Genomic DNA, 17,552 nt, shown 5'->3' on the forward strand with positions numbered 1-17,552 from the left:
CACACCTCCTCATCGGCACCTGCGGCGCGGGCTCAACCGCTGGACGCCACACGAACCCGCTCGGAGCAACGGTGGGAGTGCTGCAACAACGCGACCGCGGCACCGCTGACGACGAGACCGAGCAGCGTGAGGGCCGGCGGCGTCCGGCCCGCGGAGGCGGCGCCCCACAGGGTCGTCAGCGCGGGCGTCAGGTAGAGGAGCGTGCTGGCCCGTTGCGCGCCGTCGCGTGCGGTGACGACGTAGTAGAGGGCGTAGCTGCTGACCCCGGCGACCACCCCCCACGCGACGGCGACCCAGAACCCCGGCGCCGCCGGTGGCGCCAGGTGGCCGGCGGGAGCGGCGGCGCCGACGGCGAAGCCCGCGGTGACGAGCGCCTGCACGGCCAGGCCCGGCATGAGGGGGACGCTGTCGCCCGGGTGCCGGGACCACCGCTCCTGCAGCAGCGTCCCGGCGGTCAGGGCGAGCATCGCGACGAACGGCAGGGCCATCGCGACGAGCGCGGTGCCGGAGCCGAGGTCGGCCACGGCCGTCAGCGCGACGCCCGCCGTGCCGAGCAGGAGACCGCCGACCTGGGTCCGCGTCAGCCGCCGTCCGGCCGCGAGCGCCGCGGCGACGAGGACGAGCGCCGGCTGCAGGGAGGCCACGAGCGCGGAGGTGCCGGCGGGGACGCCCGCGGCGGCCGCGTGCACGACGCCGGTGAGGTACAGCGCCTGGCACAGCACCCCCACGACGGCCTGCCGCACCCAGTCGCGGCGGTCCAGCAGCCGGCAGGCCGCGGGCAGCCACGGCGCGAGGACGACCGCCGTCACGAGGCAGCGCCAGGCCAGGAGCGTGCCGGGGGCGGCGTGCGCGGCGCCGAGCTCGGCGCTGAGGAACCCCGAGCTCCAGACGACGACCAGGGCGGCTCCGCGGAGGGCTCCGGAGTGCGAGGAGGTGGACATGGCGGGCAGGCAACCATACCGGTCGGTATACTCGCAGTGCACCCACGAGGAGGTCCCGTGCCCGTCCCCACCGTTCTCGACGACGCGACGCCACCGGCGCTGCGGCCCGTGCTCGCGCCGCTGCCGCCGCTGACCGAGGCCGGCGACCGACTGCTCTCGGCGGCCTCCGAGCTCTTCTACGACCGCGGAGTCCGGGCCGTGGGCGTCGACCTCATCGCCGACACCGCCGGGACCACGAAGAAGACGCTCTACGACCGGTTCGGCTCCAAGGACGCCCTCGTCGCGCTGTACCTGCTGCGCCGGGCGCACCGCTGGCGCGAGCACCTCGCCGCCCAGCTGTCCGAGGGCGGGCGGCACCCGGTGCTGACCGTGTTCACGGCCCTGGAGACGTGGATGGGGACCCAGCACCGCGGCTGCGCCTTCGTCAACGTCTACGCCGAGCTCGGCGGCGGACCGGGTGCGCAGGACCACCCGGCGGTCGCGGTGGTCCGGTCGGAGAAGGCGTGGATGCGGGCCCTGTTCGACGACCTGACCGGCGAGGTCGAACGGGGTGGCCGCGTGCACCTCGTCTACGAGGGTGCGCTCGTGCTGCGCACCGCGGGCGGCGATCCGGACGCGATCGCCGCCGGCCGCGACGCGGCGGCGGCGCTGCTGGCCGGAAGGTCCGACCCGCCGCAGCGGTTGTCCCCGGCATGAGCACCCGCGAGCACCTCGAACCCGGCCCGGACCACCCCATCACGGTCACGCCGACCGACGGGGAGGTCGTCGTCCGCGTCGGCGACACCGTCGTGGCCCGCACGACGTCCGCCCTCACGCTGCAGGAGGCCGACTACCCGGCGGTCCAGTACGTCCCCCTCGACGACGTCGCCCCGGACGTGCTGCAGCCCAGCGACACCCGCACCTGGTGCCCCTACAAGGGCGAGGCCTCGTACTGGTCGCTGACCGCGAACGGGACCGAGCTGGCCGACAGCGTGTGGGGGTACCCGGACGCCTCGCCCGCGGTCGGGCGGATCGCCGGGCACGTCGCCTTCTACGCCGACCGGGTGTCCGTCACCGTCGGGTGAGCCTCAGGTCCCCGTGACGGCGTGCACGAGCGCGGTCTTCGGGTAGTCGCCGGCGGCGCTCGGCGGCGCGGTCTCGAAGAGGTCGACCATGAGCTGCAGGGGCTGGTCCAGCACCTGCGCCGAGGTGAAGACCACCTCCTCGTCGCACGCCACGACGACCCCGCGGGCGTCCCAGCGTGCCGACCACGTGTGCGGCCGACCCGCCCCGACGGGGACGGTCACCTCGGTCATCTCGGTGCGCAGCCGAGGGTCGTGGTGGGCCTTGATCCCGACCCGGGCGGTCGTGGCGTCGGCGGTGACGGCGTCCGCGTCGACCTCGGCGAGGCAGATCTCACCGCAGTCGCGCTCGTCGAGGTGCTCGGTGCCGACGAGCCAGACCGCGAGCATGCAGCCGGGGTCGAGGCTCGCTGTGACGGTGACGTCCACCTGCCCCGACCGGGGCGCCCACAGGATCCGCTGCGGCACCGGGGTCCGGACCACGAGGCCGTCCGGGCGGTGCCGGTGGGTCCCGCGGGGGGAGCCGACGGGTCCGCCGAACGTCGCCGTCTGCAGGTTCGACACCCGCAGGGGCGCGTCCTCCGGCCGCCAGTCCGGCTGCTCGGCGTCGATCCGCAGGCGCAGCCCGGCCGGGCCGACGTCCCAGCGGGCGCGCGAGCGCTCCGGGGTCGTCCACTGCGGGAGGTAGTGGTCGACCCACCGGACTGGATCCGGTCCCCCGGAACGGAAGTCCTCGACGAACCCGGCGCTCGCCGGGTCCAGCCGGGGGAGCCTCCCGCTCACCCCTCCTGGACCTCGTGGCCGTCGGCGTCGTCGCTGCGACCGCCCTCGCCGCTGGTGAGGTGGTGCGCGGCGACGACGAGCGGGAAGTGGCTGAAGGCCTGCGGGAAGTTGCCGAGCTGGCGGCGCGAGACGGGGTCGTACTCCTCGGCGAGCAGGCCCACGTCGTTGCGCAGCGACAGCAGCCGCTCGAACAGCGCGCGCGCCTCGTCGGTGCGCCCGATGCCGTGCAGCGCATCGACCATCCAGAAGGAGCACGCGAGGAACACGCCCTCGGACCCGGGCAGCCCGTCGGAGGACTCCTCGGTCTTGTAGCGCAGGACGAACCCGTCCTGCGTGAGGTCGCGCTGGATCGCGTCGACGGTCGCGACGACGCGGGGGTCGTCGAAGGGCAGGAACCCGACGCGCGGGATGAGCAGCAGGCTCGCGTCGAGGTTGTCCGAGCCGTAGCTCTGGGTGAAGGTCCCCGTCGTCGGCGAGACGCCGTTGGCCAGGACGTCGGCGCGGATCTCGTCGCGCACCCGGCGCCAGCGCTGGACCGGGCCCGGCAGCCCGAACTCCTCGACGCTGCGCACCATGCGGTCGGCCGCGACCCAGGCCATGACCTTGGAGTGGGTGAAGTGCCGGCGGTCCCCGCGCATCTCCCACAGGCCGTTGTCCGGTTCCTGCCAGCGCGCCTCGAGGTGGTGCATGAGCGCCTTCTGCAGGTTCCAGGAGTCGTCCTCCTTCTCCAGCCCGGCCTGGCGGGCGAGGAAGAGGCTGTCGAGGACCTCGCCCCAGACGTCGAGCTGCAGCTGCCCGGCGGCCTCGTTGCCGATGCGGACGGGGGAGGACCCCTCGTACCCCTTCAGCCACGACAGCTCCATCTCCGGCAGCCGCCGGGTGCCGTCGAGGGCGTACATGATCTGCAGGTCACCCGGGTCGCCGGCGACCGTGCGCAGCAGCCACTCCCGCCAGGCCCCGGCCTCCTCGAGGTGACCCGACAGCAGCATGGCCTGGAGCGTGTAGGTGGCGTCGCGCAGCCAGCAGTAGCGGTAGTCCCAGTTCCGGGTGCCGCCGATCTCCTCGGGCAGGGACGTCGTGACGGCGGCCACTATCCCGCCCGTGGGCGCGTACGTCATGGCCTTGAGGACGACGAGGGACCGGGTGACGGCCTCCTCCCAGTGCCCCTCGACCGTCTCGGCGCGGTTCCAGTCCCGCCAGAACTCCAGCGTGTCCTCGAGGGCGTGGAAGGGGTCGGGGCGGTGCGGGGCCTTCTCGTGGCTGCGGCCCCACGTCAGGACGAAGGGGACGCGCTCGCCCTCGCGGACGACGAAGTCGGAGACGGAGCTCAGGTCGCGGCCCTCGACCGGGGCCGTGGTCCAGAACCACACCGAGTCCGGGCCGGCGACCGCCTCCAGCTCGTCACCGCGGCGACGCACCCACGGCACGATCGAGCCGTAGTCGAAGCGCAGCGTCAGCTCGGACGTCATGCGGACCTCGCCCTCGAGGCCCTCGACGACGCGGATCACGTCGGGGTGGTTGCCGCGCGGTGGCATGAAGTCCGTGACGCGGACGGTGCCGTCGGGGGTGTCCCACTCGGTCTCCAGGACCAGCGAGGAGCCCCGGTAGCGCCGCCGGGTGCTGCGGGCGCCCCCGCTCGGGCCGAGCCGCCAGCGGCCCGCGTCCGGGGTGTCGAGCAGGGCCGCGAAGCACGCGGGTGAGTCGAAGCGGGGGAAGCACAGCCAGTCGATGGACCCCGTGCGGTCGACGAGCGCCGCGGTGTGGAGGTCACCGATGAGCGCGTAGTCCTCGATCTTGGCCACGGCGCCATCTTCCCCCGTGCGGAGGGTCCGCGTGACCAGATCGCCCGCGTGTCAGCGCAAGTGGCCCTCGGTGACCGAGCGCAGGTGGCCGGTGGAGACGGAGCGCAGGTGACCGGCGGTGATCGTGACCTTGACGGCCGGAGTCTTCACGGTGACGGCGACGGCAGGCTTGGCGGGGGCCTTGACGGCGGCCGAAGCGGCCGGCGCGAGAGCCGCACCACCCAGGAGCAGCGCGCCCGAGACGAGGACGGCGGCGAGCGTGCGGTGCTTGGTCACGGTGGTGCTCCCTCTCGTTCGTGCGTCGAGACGGTGCGTCACCGACACTCCAGGCATCGGTCGGCATTCCAGCACGCTTGAGGCGCAGATGGGTAGTCTAGAAGCTACTCTCCGTAATGTTCTAGAGCGTTTGAGCGATTCTGCGACCCTCAGGCCGGGCCGGCCCCGGGAACGATCGCAGGGGGTCGCTCGAAGAGCAGCTCCATCTCGAGCTCCTCCTCCGCGGCATCCAGCACGTACGGGACCCGCACCCCGTTCTCGACGAACCCCCGGCGCCGGTAGAACGCCTGGGCCCGCACGTTGCGCTCGTGCACGTGCAGCTTCACGCCCGACGCCCCCGCGGCGGTGCGCGCCCAGGTGAGGACCTCGCTCAGCAGCCGGTCCGCCAGCCCCCCACCGCGGTGGGCGGGGTCGACGAAGACGGAGACGAGGAACACGCCCTCGACCGGGTCGGTGTAGGCGCCCATCGTGCCGACCCACCGGTCCGCCGGACCGCCCGCCTCCTCGACGCCGACCACCGTGAAGCTGCCCGGCAGCCAGGTGCGTCGCACCCGGAACCTCCACTCCGCCTCGTCGAGCGTGCGGGCCGTCTCGAGCGTCTCGGCGTACGCCTCGGGGGTGTCGGCCAGCATCTGCAGCCGCAGGTCGCGCCAGCGTTCCCACTCGGGCTCCACGGGCCTGCGCACCTGCACGGTCACGCCCGGCAGCCTACGTCTGGCGGTCGGCCGTCCCGCGTGCCAGGCTCACCGCGACAGACGATCGAATCCTCGACGACGAGGCGGTGGGCCGTGAAGCGACGCGTGGCCACGATGACGACGGGCGCGGTGTCGCCCCTGGACGAACTGGAACTGCGCCACGACGGCCACCGGGTCGAACCCGTCGCCGGAACGCGCGCCGCCGACCTGGACGTCCGCCGGACCCTGTTGTGGTGGAGGGGTTTCGAGCACCAGATCCGCACCCGCGCCGAAGAACTGCACGGCGTCGGCCCGGAACTCGAGGACGGTGCGGCCGCGGCCGACGCGGTCCTGCGCGAACGGACCCCCGAACTCGCCGGCGACGTCTTCGCCGCCGTCGCCGTGGGTTTCGGTGCGACGCCCGGCCTCCCCGCGCTCCTGGCCCCGTGGTTCGCCGAGTTCGCGCGGTCGTGCGGCCGCGCCGTCGGCACCCGGGACCTCGCGGACGGGGCCCGGGCGGGGCTGGCGGCCGTGCAGCGCGCCGGCGGGCCGGCCCCGGGCGCGGGTTCCCTCGTCGACGCGATGGTCCCCGCGGTCGACGCCCTCGCGGGGGCGGACGTCGCCGACGTGCCGGCCGTCGCCGCCCTCAACGCCGCCTACCGCGCGGCCGCCGACGGCACCCGGCACACGGTCGTCGACGGCGCCGTCGACCCGGGGGCGCTCGCCGTCACGTGGTTCTTCGAGCGGGGGACGGTCGTCTGACGCCTCACCCGGAGGTGCTCTCCCGCAGCGGTTTCGACAGGTAGTCGCTCGGGTCGGCGTGCCGCCGCGCCCCGCCGTCGTCGAGGAGTTCCACCCACTCGTCGACGACCGTGCCGCCGTCCCAGAGGCGGTAGCCGAGCCGCTCGTACAGGCGCCGGGGGCCGGGGTCGTCGGGATCGACGGCGAGCCCGATGCGCTCGTGGCCGTCCGCGTGGGCGAGGTCCTCGGCGAGGCCCAGGAGGGCCGTCCCGGTGCCCTGACCCTGCGGGAACGCGGCCAGCGCGTTGACCTCGGCGCAGCCCGTCCAGCGCCGGCGCACAGGCGCGTACTTCGACTCCACCGTCAGCGAGGCCCGCCCCACGTTCACGCCGTCCCGCCAGGCCAGGAGGTAGTAGCCGCCCCCCTGCGCCTGCACCGCGAACCGCTCACGGTGGTGGTGGGCCAGGTGCCGGGAGGTCTCCCCCGCCAGCAGCACCGCGAGGTCGTCGGCGGTGCACACGGCGACGCGCAGGCTCACGTCCTCGACCGTAGGGCGCGCGGGGACGGCCGCCCACCGGGTTTCCGCGTCACGGCCGGCGGTAGCGGGCGGCGTCCTCGGGGCGCAGGACCGGCGGGCCCGCCGGGACCCTGACGACGGCCGCGGGGACCTCCGTCGCGCGCGGTTCGTCCGCGACCGACTCGCCCTCCTCCGCGCCGTCGCCCCCGAGGGGCTCCTCGGCCCGGTGGGCGAGGACGGCGGTCGCGACGGCCCCCAGCACCGCCGTCACGAGGACGGCGCAGGCGCTGGGGGCGAAGGCGTCCAGCTGCGACGAGCTGACACCCGACCAGGTCGTCACGGGCAGGACCCCGGCCAGCTGAGCCAGGAAACCCACCACACCCGCCACCCCCACTGCGGCGGTCACCGCCGCGAGCAGCACACCCACCGACCGGCCGCGACCGTTCGGCACCAACGACGTGGGGCGGCCCCCGACGCGGGCCCCGCTGAGGACGAGCAGCGGGAGGAGTGCCGTCAGGAGCAGGAGTTCGAGGCTGGGATCCGACCACAGGACGTACCACCGGATGCCCAGCAGGTCGCGGCCCACGGGCGCCGGCGTGATGCTGATGAACCCGTCGGCGGCCCCGCCCAGGGCGGTCCAGAGACGGTGCCCAGCAGCCGCCAGCGACGCACCCGTCGTCACGAGCAGCGGCCACGCGGCCCAACCGTCGGGGAGTCTGCGGACGATCACGGCGCGACGCTACCGACGTGGTGCCCCCCTCGGGCGGGAACGTGCGAGAAGGTACTTGCACCTTGAAGGAGATCCGCGTACCGTCGTCCCCAAGCAGTTGAAGATGCAAACACTTCTGGAGGACACCATGGGCTGGTTCGGCGGCAAGGACAAGAACAGCGGCACGACCGCGACGGTCGAGGCCCCGGCAGGCCTCCCGGCCGTCCCCGGCTACCAGGCCGGCACCTGGACGATCGACGCGAGCCACTCCGAGATCTCCTTCACGGTGCGCCACATGGCCGTCAGCAAGGTGCGCGGCCGTCTCGGCTCGGTCTCCGGCGAGATCGTCACGAGCGAGGAGCCCGGCCGGTCGGCGGTCACCGCCGAGGTCGACGTCACCACCGTCACGACCTTCAACGAGCAGCGCGACGGCCACCTCAAGACCGGCGACTTCTTCGCCGTCGAGACCCACCCGACCGCGACGTTCCGCTCCACGTCCCTCGGCCACGACGGCGACGACTTCGTCCTGACCGGCGACCTGACCCTCAAGGGCGTCACGCGCCCTGTCACCCTGACCGTCGAGGTCTCCGGTTTCGGCCCCGACGCCTACGGCGGCACGCGCGCCGGGTTCTCGGCCAAGGGCCAGATCAACCGCCGCGACTTCGGCGTCGAGTTCGACGCCCGCCTCGACAACGGCGGCCTCGTCGTCGCCGACAAGGTCGACCTCGAACTCGACGTCGAGGCCGTCCTCAACGCCTGAGCGGCACTCCGGGCCGAGCCCGGCTCAGCACGGTCGACAGCATCGCCGCCCGCGGGGACGTGGCCATCAGCGCCAGGTCCTCCGCGGGCGTCGTCGTCCCGTCGAGGAAACCCAGGACCCGGTGGACGGGGTTGCGGCGGAACAGGTCCACGAAGAACGACGCGCCGTCGATCCGACCCGACGTCAGGGCGTCCAGGACGAGGGAGTCCATCAACAGGTGCCGCCCGCGGTGCGGGGGCGGCAGCGTCAGCCCGTCGACACTCCGCCGCGCGGCCTGTGCCGCCAGCGCGTCGGCCTGCCGTTGCAGCGTCGTGAACGAGTACCCCGTGGACGGCCGGATCGACCCGGCGTTCGCCCCCCAGCGCAGCACCCCGGGTTCGTCGGAGGCGGGGAACCCCGCGTCCGTCATGGGGATGACGCCACGTTCCTCCGAGAGGACCTCGTGCGGACCGGTCCCGCTGCGCTGCAGTAACTCCCCCAGCCGCTCGCGGTACTGCGCGTCCGTCAGCAGGTGCTCGGAGAACTCCGTGTACTCCACGAGCGCCTCCGTCGGCGTCGTCGGCAGCACGTACCCGAACGCCACCCCGCCGGCCGGCTGCGGCGTCCGGAAGTCCATGAGCGTGGCCGTCACGGGGTCGAACACAGGCCGTTCCGCGCGGACGCGGTACCCCAGGAAGTGCTGCCACAGCAGCGTCCTGCCGTCCGTCGGGACGGGCACCGGCCGGGTGTCCACGGCCGGCGCCGGCGGCCGTCCCGCCAGCACCCGCTCGTGCACGGCGACCCCCGCCGCGGCCAGCTTGGCCCGCACCGCGCGGTCGAGGTCGGTGGAGTGCAGGCTGCGGTAGCGCCACGACCCGAGGTCGGCCGTCACGACGGCCCCGTCGGGCGCGACGAGCCGGATGCGCGGCCAGGACGCCGCGACGAGGTGGCCGAACGGGCCGGGACCGTGCGCGCCCCACGTGCTCCACGTCCGGTCCGGACTGCGGACGTCCGCCGCGGCGGGGGCCTCGACCACCTCGAACGGGACCCCCGCGTCGACGAGGCGCCACGCGAGGCTGGCCCCGGCCGCGCCGAGCCCGACGACGGTGAGCCTGGCCTCGCCGTGATCCACGGCCCTAGTGTTCGTCACGGCTCGCACACACTCCGGAGGGACCAGCTGTGAAGATCGTCAACGGGTTCAAGGACTTCATCCTGCGGGGCAACGTCATCGACCTCGCCGTCGCCGTCGTCATCGGGGCGGCGTTCTCCGCCATCATCAAGTCGATCGTCGACAACCTCATCACCCCGCTCATCGCGGCCATCGGCGGCGCGCCCAACACCGACGCGTTGTGGCGCCCGACGCTCAACGGAGCCGAGTTCGGGTTCGGCGCGATCATCGGCTCGATCATCAACTTCCTCATCATCGCCGCCGCGGTCTACTTCATCATCGTGATCCCCGTGAACCGCCTGCTCGCCCTGCGCAAGCGCGGCGAGATCGCCGAACCGAAGGCTCCCACCGAGGACATCCTGCTGCTCACCGAGATCCGCGACCTGCTGGCCCAGCAGACCGGCGGGACCACCCCGACGCTCGACCGGCGCTGACCCCGCGGGAGCCCCGGCGCCCGGTCAGGACTCCCGGGTGTCGGCTCCCGTCGGCGCGACGACCCACCCCTGGGCGACCGTCGTCAGCCAGCGCACGAGGTCGGCGGGCGGCAGCGGCCGCGCGTGCAGGTAGCCCTGGGACTCGTCGACGTCGAGGCGGTGCAGCACGTCGCGGGTCGCCTCGTCCTCGACGCCCTCCGCGACGACGCGCAGGCCGAGGCGGTGCGCGAGCGCCACGGTCGCCTCGACGATCTCCGCGGTCCGCGGTTCGGTGAGCACGCGGATCGTGAACGCGCGGTCCAGCTTGAGCTCCGTCGCAGGCAGGTCGGTGAGGTACGCGAGCGAGGAGTACCCCGTCCCGTAGTCGTCGATGCTCAGCTGGACACCCCGCCGCGTCAGCGCGTGCGTGACGTCCAGCGCGAGGTCGGGGTCGGCCATGAGCGTCGTCTCGGTGACCTCCAGCACGAGCCGCCCCGGCGTCAGACCGCTGTGCGCCAGCACCTCGTCGACGAGCGGCAGCAGGTCCGGGTGCGCGAGGCAGCTCGCGGAGACGTTGACCGAGATGCGCAGCGGCACGCCGTCGTGGCTCCAGCCGGCGGCCTCGGTGGCGGCCCGGCGCAGGACGTGGCCCGTGAGCAGCTGCATGAGGCCGAGTTCCTCGACGAGGGGCAGGAACACCAGCGGCGGCAGCAGCCCGCGCGTCGGGTGCTGCCAGCGGACGAGGGCCTCCACCCCGACGACGCGACCGCTCGTGAGGTCGACCTGCGGCTGGTAGTGCAGGACCACCTCGCGGCTCATCCGGCCGTGGCCGGAGCGGACGAGCCGGCGTACCTCGTCGGCGAGACCGGCGCGTTCGCGCAGCCGCGCGTCGACCTCGGAGTCGTAGACGCTGACGCCGCCGCCGGCGGTCTTGGCCGAGTACATGGCGGTGTCCGCCTGGCGCAGCAGGCGGTCGGGGTCGACGGCGCCGGCCAGGCTGGACCGGACGCCCACGGAGATGCCGATCTCGGCCTCGGCGACGACGGCCGCGTGGACGGCGCGCCCGATGCGGGCGGCCTGGCACTCGTCGCGGCCCGGCAGCAGGACGGCGAACTCGTCGCCGCCGATGCGCGTCAGGACGGCATCGGCCGGCAGCGCGTTCCGGGCGGCCGCGACGACGCGGCGCAGGAGGTCGTCGCCGGCGTGGTGGCCGTGGCGGTCGTTGACCTCCTTGAAGCGGTCGACGTCCAGCAGGAGCAGCGCGGCGGACCGGCCGTCCTCGACGAGGACGTCGAGCTCGCGCAGCAGGGCGCGACGGTTGCCGGTCCCGGTCAGCTCGTCGGTGAGGGCCTGCTGCCGCGACTCGGCGAGGTGGGCGAGTTCGCGCACGAGGTGCACCATGCGCACGCTGATCCCGAGGATCGCCGCGACCGCGTACCAGGACACCGTCCACCCGCCACGGTGGGTGTCCAGCCCCAGGGCGGTGACGGCGACGGCCAGCACGACGAGCGCGCCGATCGCGGGGGCCTGGCTGGTCGCCGCGACGGGCGTCGTGCGGCGGGGCAGCGTGGAGGCGACGGCCACCGCGACGCAGGCGGCGGTCCAGCCGGTGAGCGCCCGGGCCCCCTCGACCTCGGCCGGTCCGTGCCCGCGCAGGCCCGTGGACAGGACGATGAGACCGGCGAGGGTGAGCAGCACGAGCCACATCCGCGGGTCCCGGACGAGGCCACCGATGACGGCCACCGCCGCGCACGTGCCGAGCAGGATGACCAGGCAGGCCACGGTCAGCATCCAGAGCTGCACGCCGATCGTCGGCCAGGTCGGGGGCAGGATCCCGAACCACTGCTGCGCGACGAGTCCCGCGGCCGTCAGGGCCAGGACGGCGCTGAGGCCGTTGAGCCAGTCACCGGGGTCGGAGACGTAGGTGCGGAACCGGTTCCACCGGACGAGCCCCCCGTAGATCAACGGGGCGGCGGCGACGACCGTCACGCCCTGCAGGGGGCCGGGCCAGGAGTCGGTGACCGCCCCGACGACCGAGGCCACGGAGAGCACCGCCACCGCGGCGGCCCACCAGCGCCAGACCGACGCCTCACGCCGGCCGGTGAGCAGCAGCACCGCGATGGCCGCGGCCTGCGCGACGCAGAGCAGCACGTGGCGGGCCGTGCCCGTCCCCGACAGGACCGCAGCGAGCACCGTCAGCACGGCGACGGCCGCGACGACGCGCGCGGCGACCGAGGTGTGACGGGGGTTCACCCACGAGGCATCGGCCGCCGCCAGCCCGGACTGGCTGCGCCGTTCGGGTCGGGGATGCGCTCTCCCGCCCAGGCGTTCAGCGCAGGTCGAGCACGCGCAGGGTCCGCAGCCGGTTCAGCGCCGCCGCCACCTCGTGCCGGCGCGGGACCGCGACGTCCGCGGGCGCGCCGTCCGTCCACTCCGCCGTCGGACGGGTGAGGTCCGCGTCGAGCCGGTCGAGCATGTCGGCCAGCGTCCTCCCGCCGTCGAGGTGGCCCGCCGCGACGGCGTGGTCGAGCGCGAGACCGGCACCCGTCACCTGCCCGGGGTCGGTGAACTGCCGGACGGCCCGCACGTCGACGTCCTGCTCGCCCAGGCGGAGGGTGTCGGTGCCGACGGCGGACACCCGCCGGCGCCCGCGCGCGGTGGTGTCGACGCTGCCGGGGTCGGGAACCCGGCCCCGCACGCGCGGGAACGTCCCCGCCTCCGCGACCCGGCCGGTGGGGCGGGCGGCGACCTCGCGGGCCCGCTGCGTGACATCGGTGCAGCGGTAGGACTCCAGCAGCAGGACCCGGTCGGCGACGTCGAGGTAGTCGCCGCTGGACCCCACGACCAGGACCGTCGACACCCCGTGGTCGTCGGCCAGGGACCGGACGAGGTCGACGAAGGGGTTCAGCGGTTCGGACGCCTTCGCCACGAGTTCCTGCATGCGGGCGTCGCGGACCATGAGGTTCGTCGCGGCCGTGTCCTCGTCGAGGAGCAGGACGCGCGACCCAGCCTCGAGCGCCTCCAGCGTCGCGGCGGCCTGCGACGTCGACCCGGACGCGTCGGCCGTGGAGAAGTCCCGGGGATCCACGCCGCCGGGGAGCCCGCTGACGAACGCGCCGACGTCGACGCGGGTCACGGCCCGGCCGTCCTCGGCGCGGACCGCGACGGCCCCGGGGTCGGTGACGACGAGCTCGCGCCCGTCGCCGGGCACGTGGTCGTGGACGCCGGCCTCCAGCGCCCGCAGCAGCGTGGACTTGCCGTGGAAACCCCCGCCGACGAGGACGGTCACCCCCGTCGGCAGGCCCATGCCCGTGGTCGCGCCGCGGCGCGGCAGGTCGACCTCGACGCGCAGGGACGGCGGGGACGCGAAGGGGACCGCGCCAGGGAGGGGACGGTCGTCGACACCGCTGGCCCGCGGCAGCACCGCGCCGTCGGCCACGAACGCGACCAGCCCGAGCCCCGGCAGCTGCGAGCGCAGGTGGTCGGCGTCCTCGACGGCGTTGCAGAAGGCGCGGGCCGCGTCGAGGTCCACCCCGAGGACGTGACGGGCAACGACGTCGGGCAACGTCCCGGCGAGGTCGGCGGCCGCGCTGCGCCCGTCGATGCGTCGCCGCGGTCCGGGGAGCGGGTAGGCGAACCGCAGGACGACGGAACCGTCGGAGGCGACCTCGCAGCTGCTGCGCTGCAGCACCTCCTGACCGCCCGCGTCGACGCGGAACGGCCCCTGCGCCGCGCGGACGGAGCGGGCCAGGAACCCGGCGAGGGCCCGGCGGCGGACGGGGGCGGCGAGGTCGAGGGCCGCGAACGGCGTCCGCGGGCAGTGCACCTCCCACCGCGAGGGCGGGGCGAAGGGGTCGGCCTGCCCGTGCCGCAAGGTCGCCGTCGCCCCGTCCCGCAACGGCCAGGGGCGGCCGGTCAGCGACCGGTAGCGGGCGTAGGGCGCTCCGTCGAGGCGTTCCAGGACGTCCTGGAGGGAATCGCGAGGTCCGGCCACCGGGGCACCCTACGCAGGGGTCCGTCCGGGTGGCCGTGGTCAAGTCGGGGTGCCGGGTACCGATGTCCATGAGATGACGCAGACGACGGTCGACAGGGGCGAGGACACCGCCACCCTGTTGCGCCGTTCCGAGGAGGCGCGCACCCGCGGGGAGTACCGCGAGGGCCGGCGCATCGCCGAGCACGTCGTCGTGCAGGCCACCGCCGAGGGCGACGACTGCGCGCTCGCCGAAGCGCTGCGCCTCGTCTGCAACCAGGCCGTCCGCCTCGGGGACCTCGAGGACGCGGCGCGCGCGGGCGCGGAGGCGTTCGCGGTCGCCGACCGCCTCCGGGACGTGCCCGGCCAGGTCGAGGCCCTCAACCTGCTCGCGTTCTCCTACCTGCAGCTCGCCCTGTTCGACGAGGCGCTCGACGCGATCGAGCGCAGCACCGCCCGCGTCGTGACCCTGGCCGACCCCGACCTGCGGTCGGCCACGTTCAACCGGGCGGGGACGATCCGCTCCGCGATGAACGACTTCGCCGACGCCGAGGAACTCTTCGAGCGGGCCACGTCGGAACTGTCCGGTCAGGACGTCTCGAGCGAGACGCGGTTCTGCCTGCTGACGAACACGGCGGACCTCGTCCTGAACCGCGCGTACGCCGGGGGCGCGGTGCCCGCGGAGGACCTGCGGCGCGGGGTGGAGCGTTCGTGCGAGTCCCTGGTCCTGGCCGAGGAGGTGGGAAACCCCTACCGGCAGGCCCTGACGCTGCTCAACCGCGGCAGCCTCACCGCCTACCTCGACGACCCCGGCCCGGCCGTCCGCGACCTGGAGGCCGCCCGGGAACTGTCCCGCGCCCACGGGTACCGCAGCCTGGAACTCGGCGTCGTCGAGGCGTACGCGATGGACGCCCTGCACCGCAGGGACTTCGCCACGGCGGCCCCGCTGTTCGACGAGGTCGCCCGGACCGCGGACGAGCTCAACGACGCGACCGTCCTCGTCCGCGCGCAGAAGTTGCTGGCCCGGTGCCACGAGGAGCTGGGGGACTTCCGCGGGGCTCTCGAGGCCTACCGCCGGTTCCACGAGCTGGAGACCCGGCAGCGCACCGAGACCGCCGACGTGCGCGCCCGGTTGCTGACGCAGACGGTGGAACTGCAGCAGCTGCGCTCGCACGCCGAGACGCTGGACCGGCAGGCGCACGAGGACACGCTGACGGGACTGCGCAACCGCCGGTCCTTCGACGCGGCGCTGCCGGCCCTGCTGGCCGGGGCGGGCGAGGGGGACCGCGTGTGCGTCTGCCTCCTCGACGTCGACCACTTCAAGGTCGTCAACGACACGTACGGCCACGGCGTGGGCGACGAGGTGCTGCGCCGGCTCGGTGCGCTGCTGCGCGAGGACGTTCGGCACCAGGACCTGCTCGCCCGCATCGGCGGGGAGGAGTTCGCGCTCGTCTGCGTGCTCCGGGGGTCCGCCTCCTCCGGCGGTCTCGTCGACGGAGTCCGACGGCGGCTGGACCGGGTGCGGCGCAAGGTGGAGCAGGCCGACTGGGGGCAGACCGCGGCCGGGATGCACGTCACCGTCTCGCTCGGCGCCGTCGTCGCCGTCCGCCCGGACCCCGACAGCGGCGCCGAACTCCTGCGCCAGGCCGACCAGCTGCTCTACGCCGCGAAGGCGGCCGGCCGCAACCGCGTCGTCGCCCGCCCGCTCAGCCGCTGCTGAGGACGTCCTCGAGGCTGCGCGGCTCCCGGCCCGTGACCTCCCGGACGGCGTCGCTGACGGCCTCGAGTTCCCCCGCCGCGATGGCCGTGTAGGTGCTGACCCAGCCGTCGACCATCCACCGCGGCGCGCCGGACGCGGATCGGGAGGCGTAGGCCTCCTCGACGCTCTCGTCGACGAACTCCACCGGGATCCCCCGGACCCGGGCGATGGTCGCGGCGACCTCAGCGAAGGAGAGCGCCTCCGGTCCGGTGAGGTCGTAGCTGCGCCCACCGTGCGCCTCGTCCAGGACAGCGGCCAGCGCGACCTCGGCGACGTCGGCACGGGCGACGGCCGAGACCCGTCCGGTACCGGCCGGCCCGCGCAGCGCACCGTCGCCCACGAACTCCGGCAGGACGTCGAGGTAGAAGTTGTCGCGCAGGAACGTCGTGGTGAACCGCGCCGCCGTCAGCAGGTCCTCCGTCGCGGCGTGGTCGCGCGCGAACGTGAAGGTGCTCGTGGGGGACGCCCCGAGGAAGGACGTGTAGACGACCCGCCGGACCCCGGCCGCGGCGGCCGCCTCGACGACCGTGCGGTGCTGGGCCAGGCGGTCGGCGTGCTCGGCCCCCGACACGAACAGCAGGACGTCGGCGCCGTCGAACGCGTGGCGCAGCGCCTCGCCGTCGTCGTACGTCGCGACCCGCACGTCGGCGCCGTCGAGGTCGGGAGCGCGGCCCGGGTCGCGCACGACGAGACGCTGCGGGGCGCCGGCGGCCGAGAGCCCGCGGGCCACCCGGCCCCCGACCTGACCGGTGGCACCGGTGACGGCGATGAGTCCCATGGGGCCACCCTCCCACCGCGGCTCACACGGCGCGGGGCGTGGTCCGCGCGAACTCCTGCACCTGCGCGAGGTCGACGATCCCGGCGTCCGAGCCCAGCCCCGTCGCGACGAGGCTGCCGCACGCCAGGCCCCGTTCGGCGGCCGCGTGCAGGTCGAGGCCGTCGAGCAGCCCGGACACGAAACCCGCCGTCAGGGCGTCGCCGCAGCCGGTGCTGTCGACGACGTCGACCGCGTACGCGGGCAGGACCGTGCCGGGTTCCCCGCGCCGGGCCACGTGGACGCCGTCACCGCCGAGCGTCAGCAGCGTCGTGCCGACCCCGCGGTCGTGGAACCACGCGGCGATGTCGTCGTGGGCGTCCTGGCCGGTGATCCAGCCTGCCTCCTCGACGTTGGGCAGGAGGTAGTCGGTGTGCGGCAGGACCGGGGCGAGCAGTTCCTGCGCGTCCGGACGAGGGCTGGCCAGCAGGTCCACCGTCGTCGTCAGCCCCAGTTCCCTGGCCCGCCGCAGGATGCGGCCCGCGGGTTCCCCGTCCACGCCGGGCAGGACGAACAACCCGCCGAGGTGGAACACCTGCGCCTGCGCCACGACGTCCCACGGGACGTCCTCCTCACGCAGCCCCGCGTTCGCGCCGATGACGTGCAACGCGGGCCGGGAGCCGTCCGCGCGGATCGGCAACAGGCTCGCCGACGTCTGCAGCTCGGGGTCGGTGACGAGGTGGGAGACGTCGACGCCGTAGCCGGTCATCGTGGTGCGGACGAACTCGCCGATGGTGTCCGCGCCGACCCGTCCCACCGTCGCGACGTCCACCCCGAGCTTGGCGAGGTTCACCGACGGCGCGGCCGCCGTCCCGGCCACCGTGAACCGGATCTGCTCGAGGATCGCCAGCTGCTGCCCCGGCGGGACCTGGGTGAACGGCCAGCCCAGCGCGTCGGCGATGTGCGCCCCGAAGGAGACGACCTGCGGCATCGAACGTTCCTCCCGTTCCCGACGGTCCTCGGCGACCGACCGTGATCACGCAGTCTCGGAGGTCCACCGCACCCGGCGCAACCGGCCGCTCACCCGTGCACGCCTGTGGACAGCCACCCCTCCCCTGTGGACGACGGGCCGGGCGGGGTGGGTGTCGTTGTCACGGGGGGCTCGTAGGTTCGGCGCTTCGTCACAACGACCCCAACCCCCGGCGCGGCGGAGGTGACGGTGCGGCGATGCGGGGTGACTCACCG

At 74.5% G+C, this 17,552-nt stretch carries 18 protein-coding genes; 6 read left to right on the top strand and 12 right to left on the bottom strand.

Going from position 1 to position 17,552, the window contains the following annotated elements; translation table 11 throughout:
* Positions 1 to 32 precede the first annotated feature (32 nt).
* Positions 33 to 941 (bottom strand): DMT family transporter, encoded by a 909-nt coding sequence (locus ACFEMC_RS21545; RefSeq protein WP_380171731.1) that lies wholly within the window; start codon positions 939 to 941, stop codon positions 33 to 35.
* 57 nt (positions 942 to 998) lie between these two features.
* Between ACFEMC_RS21545 and ACFEMC_RS21550 the strand changes: the two genes are divergently transcribed.
* Together ACFEMC_RS21550 and ACFEMC_RS21555 are read left to right on the top strand one after the other, a co-directional pair.
* Positions 999 to 1,637: a TetR/AcrR family transcriptional regulator gene (locus tag ACFEMC_RS21550; protein WP_380171733.1), complete on the top strand. Its 639-nt coding sequence runs from the start codon at positions 999 to 1,001 to the stop codon at positions 1,635 to 1,637.
* Positions 1,634 to 2,005 carry a DUF427 domain-containing protein gene (locus ACFEMC_RS21555; protein ID WP_380171734.1) on the top strand — a complete coding sequence of 124 codons (372 nt, stop codon included), beginning with the start codon at positions 1,634 to 1,636 and terminating at the stop codon, positions 2,003 to 2,005. The genes ACFEMC_RS21550 and ACFEMC_RS21555 overlap by 4 nt, the downstream gene beginning before the upstream one ends.
* Before the next feature lie 3 nt (positions 2,006 to 2,008).
* On the opposite strand, the gene ACFEMC_RS21560 is transcribed toward ACFEMC_RS21555, so the two are convergent.
* From ACFEMC_RS21560 to ACFEMC_RS21575, 4 genes are all read right to left on the bottom strand, one after another.
* Positions 2,009 to 2,785 (bottom strand): hypothetical protein, encoded by a 777-nt coding sequence (locus tag ACFEMC_RS21560; RefSeq protein ID WP_380171736.1) that lies wholly within the window; start codon positions 2,783 to 2,785, stop codon positions 2,009 to 2,011.
* Entirely contained in the window at positions 2,782 to 4,587 is a 1,806-nt protein-coding gene (locus tag ACFEMC_RS21565) for a glycoside hydrolase family 15 protein (RefSeq protein WP_380171737.1), read from the bottom strand. Before ACFEMC_RS21565 ends, ACFEMC_RS21560 begins: the two co-directional genes overlap by 4 nt.
* 51 nt (positions 4,588 to 4,638) lie before the next feature.
* Positions 4,639 to 4,863: a hypothetical protein gene (locus ACFEMC_RS21570; RefSeq protein WP_380171739.1), complete on the bottom strand. Its 225-nt coding sequence runs from the start codon at positions 4,861 to 4,863 to the stop codon at positions 4,639 to 4,641.
* Between the two features lie 149 nt (positions 4,864 to 5,012).
* Complete coding sequence (locus ACFEMC_RS21575) at positions 5,013 to 5,561, bottom strand: GNAT family N-acetyltransferase (RefSeq protein ID WP_380171741.1); 549 nt, start codon at positions 5,559 to 5,561, stop codon at positions 5,013 to 5,015.
* A 90-nt stretch (positions 5,562 to 5,651) separates the two neighbouring features.
* Between ACFEMC_RS21575 and ACFEMC_RS21580 the strand changes: the two genes are divergently transcribed.
* Positions 5,652 to 6,299, top strand: coding sequence for a DAK2 domain-containing protein (locus ACFEMC_RS21580; RefSeq protein WP_380171743.1), 648 nt, complete (start codon positions 5,652 to 5,654; stop codon positions 6,297 to 6,299).
* A 4-nt stretch (positions 6,300 to 6,303) separates the two neighbouring features.
* Here ACFEMC_RS21580 and ACFEMC_RS21585 read toward each other — a convergent pair whose 3' ends face one another.
* Both ACFEMC_RS21585 and ACFEMC_RS21590 read right to left on the bottom strand, forming a co-directional pair.
* The gene (locus tag ACFEMC_RS21585; RefSeq protein WP_380171745.1) at positions 6,304 to 6,816 is read right to left on the bottom strand and encodes a GNAT family N-acetyltransferase; all 513 of its coding nucleotides are present in this window, start codon (positions 6,814 to 6,816) and stop codon (positions 6,304 to 6,306) included.
* Positions 6,817 to 6,865: 49 nt separating this feature from the next.
* Positions 6,866 to 7,525 (bottom strand): hypothetical protein, encoded by a 660-nt coding sequence (locus ACFEMC_RS21590; RefSeq protein WP_380171747.1) that lies wholly within the window; start codon positions 7,523 to 7,525, stop codon positions 6,866 to 6,868.
* Positions 7,526 to 7,628: 103 nt separating this feature from the next.
* Here ACFEMC_RS21590 and ACFEMC_RS21595 point away from each other — a divergent pair, with 103 nt between their 5' ends.
* Positions 7,629 to 8,264, top strand: a complete 636-nt coding sequence (locus tag ACFEMC_RS21595; protein WP_380171749.1) for a YceI family protein — start codon at positions 7,629 to 7,631, stop codon at positions 8,262 to 8,264.
* On the opposite strand, the gene ACFEMC_RS21600 is transcribed toward ACFEMC_RS21595, so the two are convergent.
* The gene (locus ACFEMC_RS21600; protein ID WP_380171751.1) at positions 8,254 to 9,375 is read right to left on the bottom strand and encodes a lycopene cyclase family protein; all 1,122 of its coding nucleotides are present in this window, start codon (positions 9,373 to 9,375) and stop codon (positions 8,254 to 8,256) included. The genes ACFEMC_RS21595 and ACFEMC_RS21600 overlap by 11 nt on opposite strands.
* 47 nt (positions 9,376 to 9,422) lie before the next feature.
* Between ACFEMC_RS21600 and mscL the strand changes: the two genes are divergently transcribed.
* Positions 9,423 to 9,845: a large conductance mechanosensitive channel protein MscL gene (mscL, locus tag ACFEMC_RS21605; RefSeq protein ID WP_380171753.1), complete on the top strand. Its 423-nt coding sequence runs from the start codon at positions 9,423 to 9,425 to the stop codon at positions 9,843 to 9,845.
* A gap of 24 nt (positions 9,846 to 9,869) precedes the next feature.
* Here the strand turns inward: mscL and ACFEMC_RS21610 are convergent, their stop codons facing one another.
* A complete protein-coding gene (locus tag ACFEMC_RS21610) occupies positions 9,870 to 12,077 on the bottom strand; it encodes a putative bifunctional diguanylate cyclase/phosphodiesterase (RefSeq protein WP_380171755.1) in 2,208 nt (735 codons plus the stop codon).
* Positions 12,078 to 12,153: 76 nt separating this feature from the next.
* A complete protein-coding gene (locus tag ACFEMC_RS21615) occupies positions 12,154 to 13,818 on the bottom strand; it encodes a P-loop domain-containing protein (protein ID WP_380171756.1) in 1,665 nt (554 codons plus the stop codon).
* A 73-nt stretch (positions 13,819 to 13,891) separates the two neighbouring features.
* On the opposite strand from ACFEMC_RS21615, the gene ACFEMC_RS21620 reads away from it, so the two are divergent.
* Complete coding sequence (locus ACFEMC_RS21620; protein WP_380171757.1) at positions 13,892 to 15,514, top strand: diguanylate cyclase; 1,623 nt, start codon at positions 13,892 to 13,894, stop codon at positions 15,512 to 15,514.
* Here the strand turns inward: ACFEMC_RS21620 and ACFEMC_RS21625 are convergent.
* A complete protein-coding gene (locus tag ACFEMC_RS21625) occupies positions 15,501 to 16,331 on the bottom strand; it encodes an SDR family oxidoreductase (RefSeq protein WP_380171759.1) in 831 nt (276 codons plus the stop codon). The two genes, ACFEMC_RS21620 and ACFEMC_RS21625, sit on opposite strands and share 14 nt — an antisense overlap.
* Positions 16,332 to 16,353: 22 nt before the next feature.
* Positions 16,354 to 17,298: a carbohydrate kinase family protein gene (locus ACFEMC_RS21630; protein WP_380171760.1), complete on the bottom strand. Its 945-nt coding sequence runs from the start codon at positions 17,296 to 17,298 to the stop codon at positions 16,354 to 16,356.
* Positions 17,299 to 17,552 lie beyond the last annotated feature (254 nt).

The sequence above is a fragment of the Kineococcus sp. DHX-1 genome, assembly GCF_042473625.1.
Lineage (GTDB): Bacteria > Actinomycetota > Actinomycetes > Actinomycetales > Kineococcaceae > Kineococcus.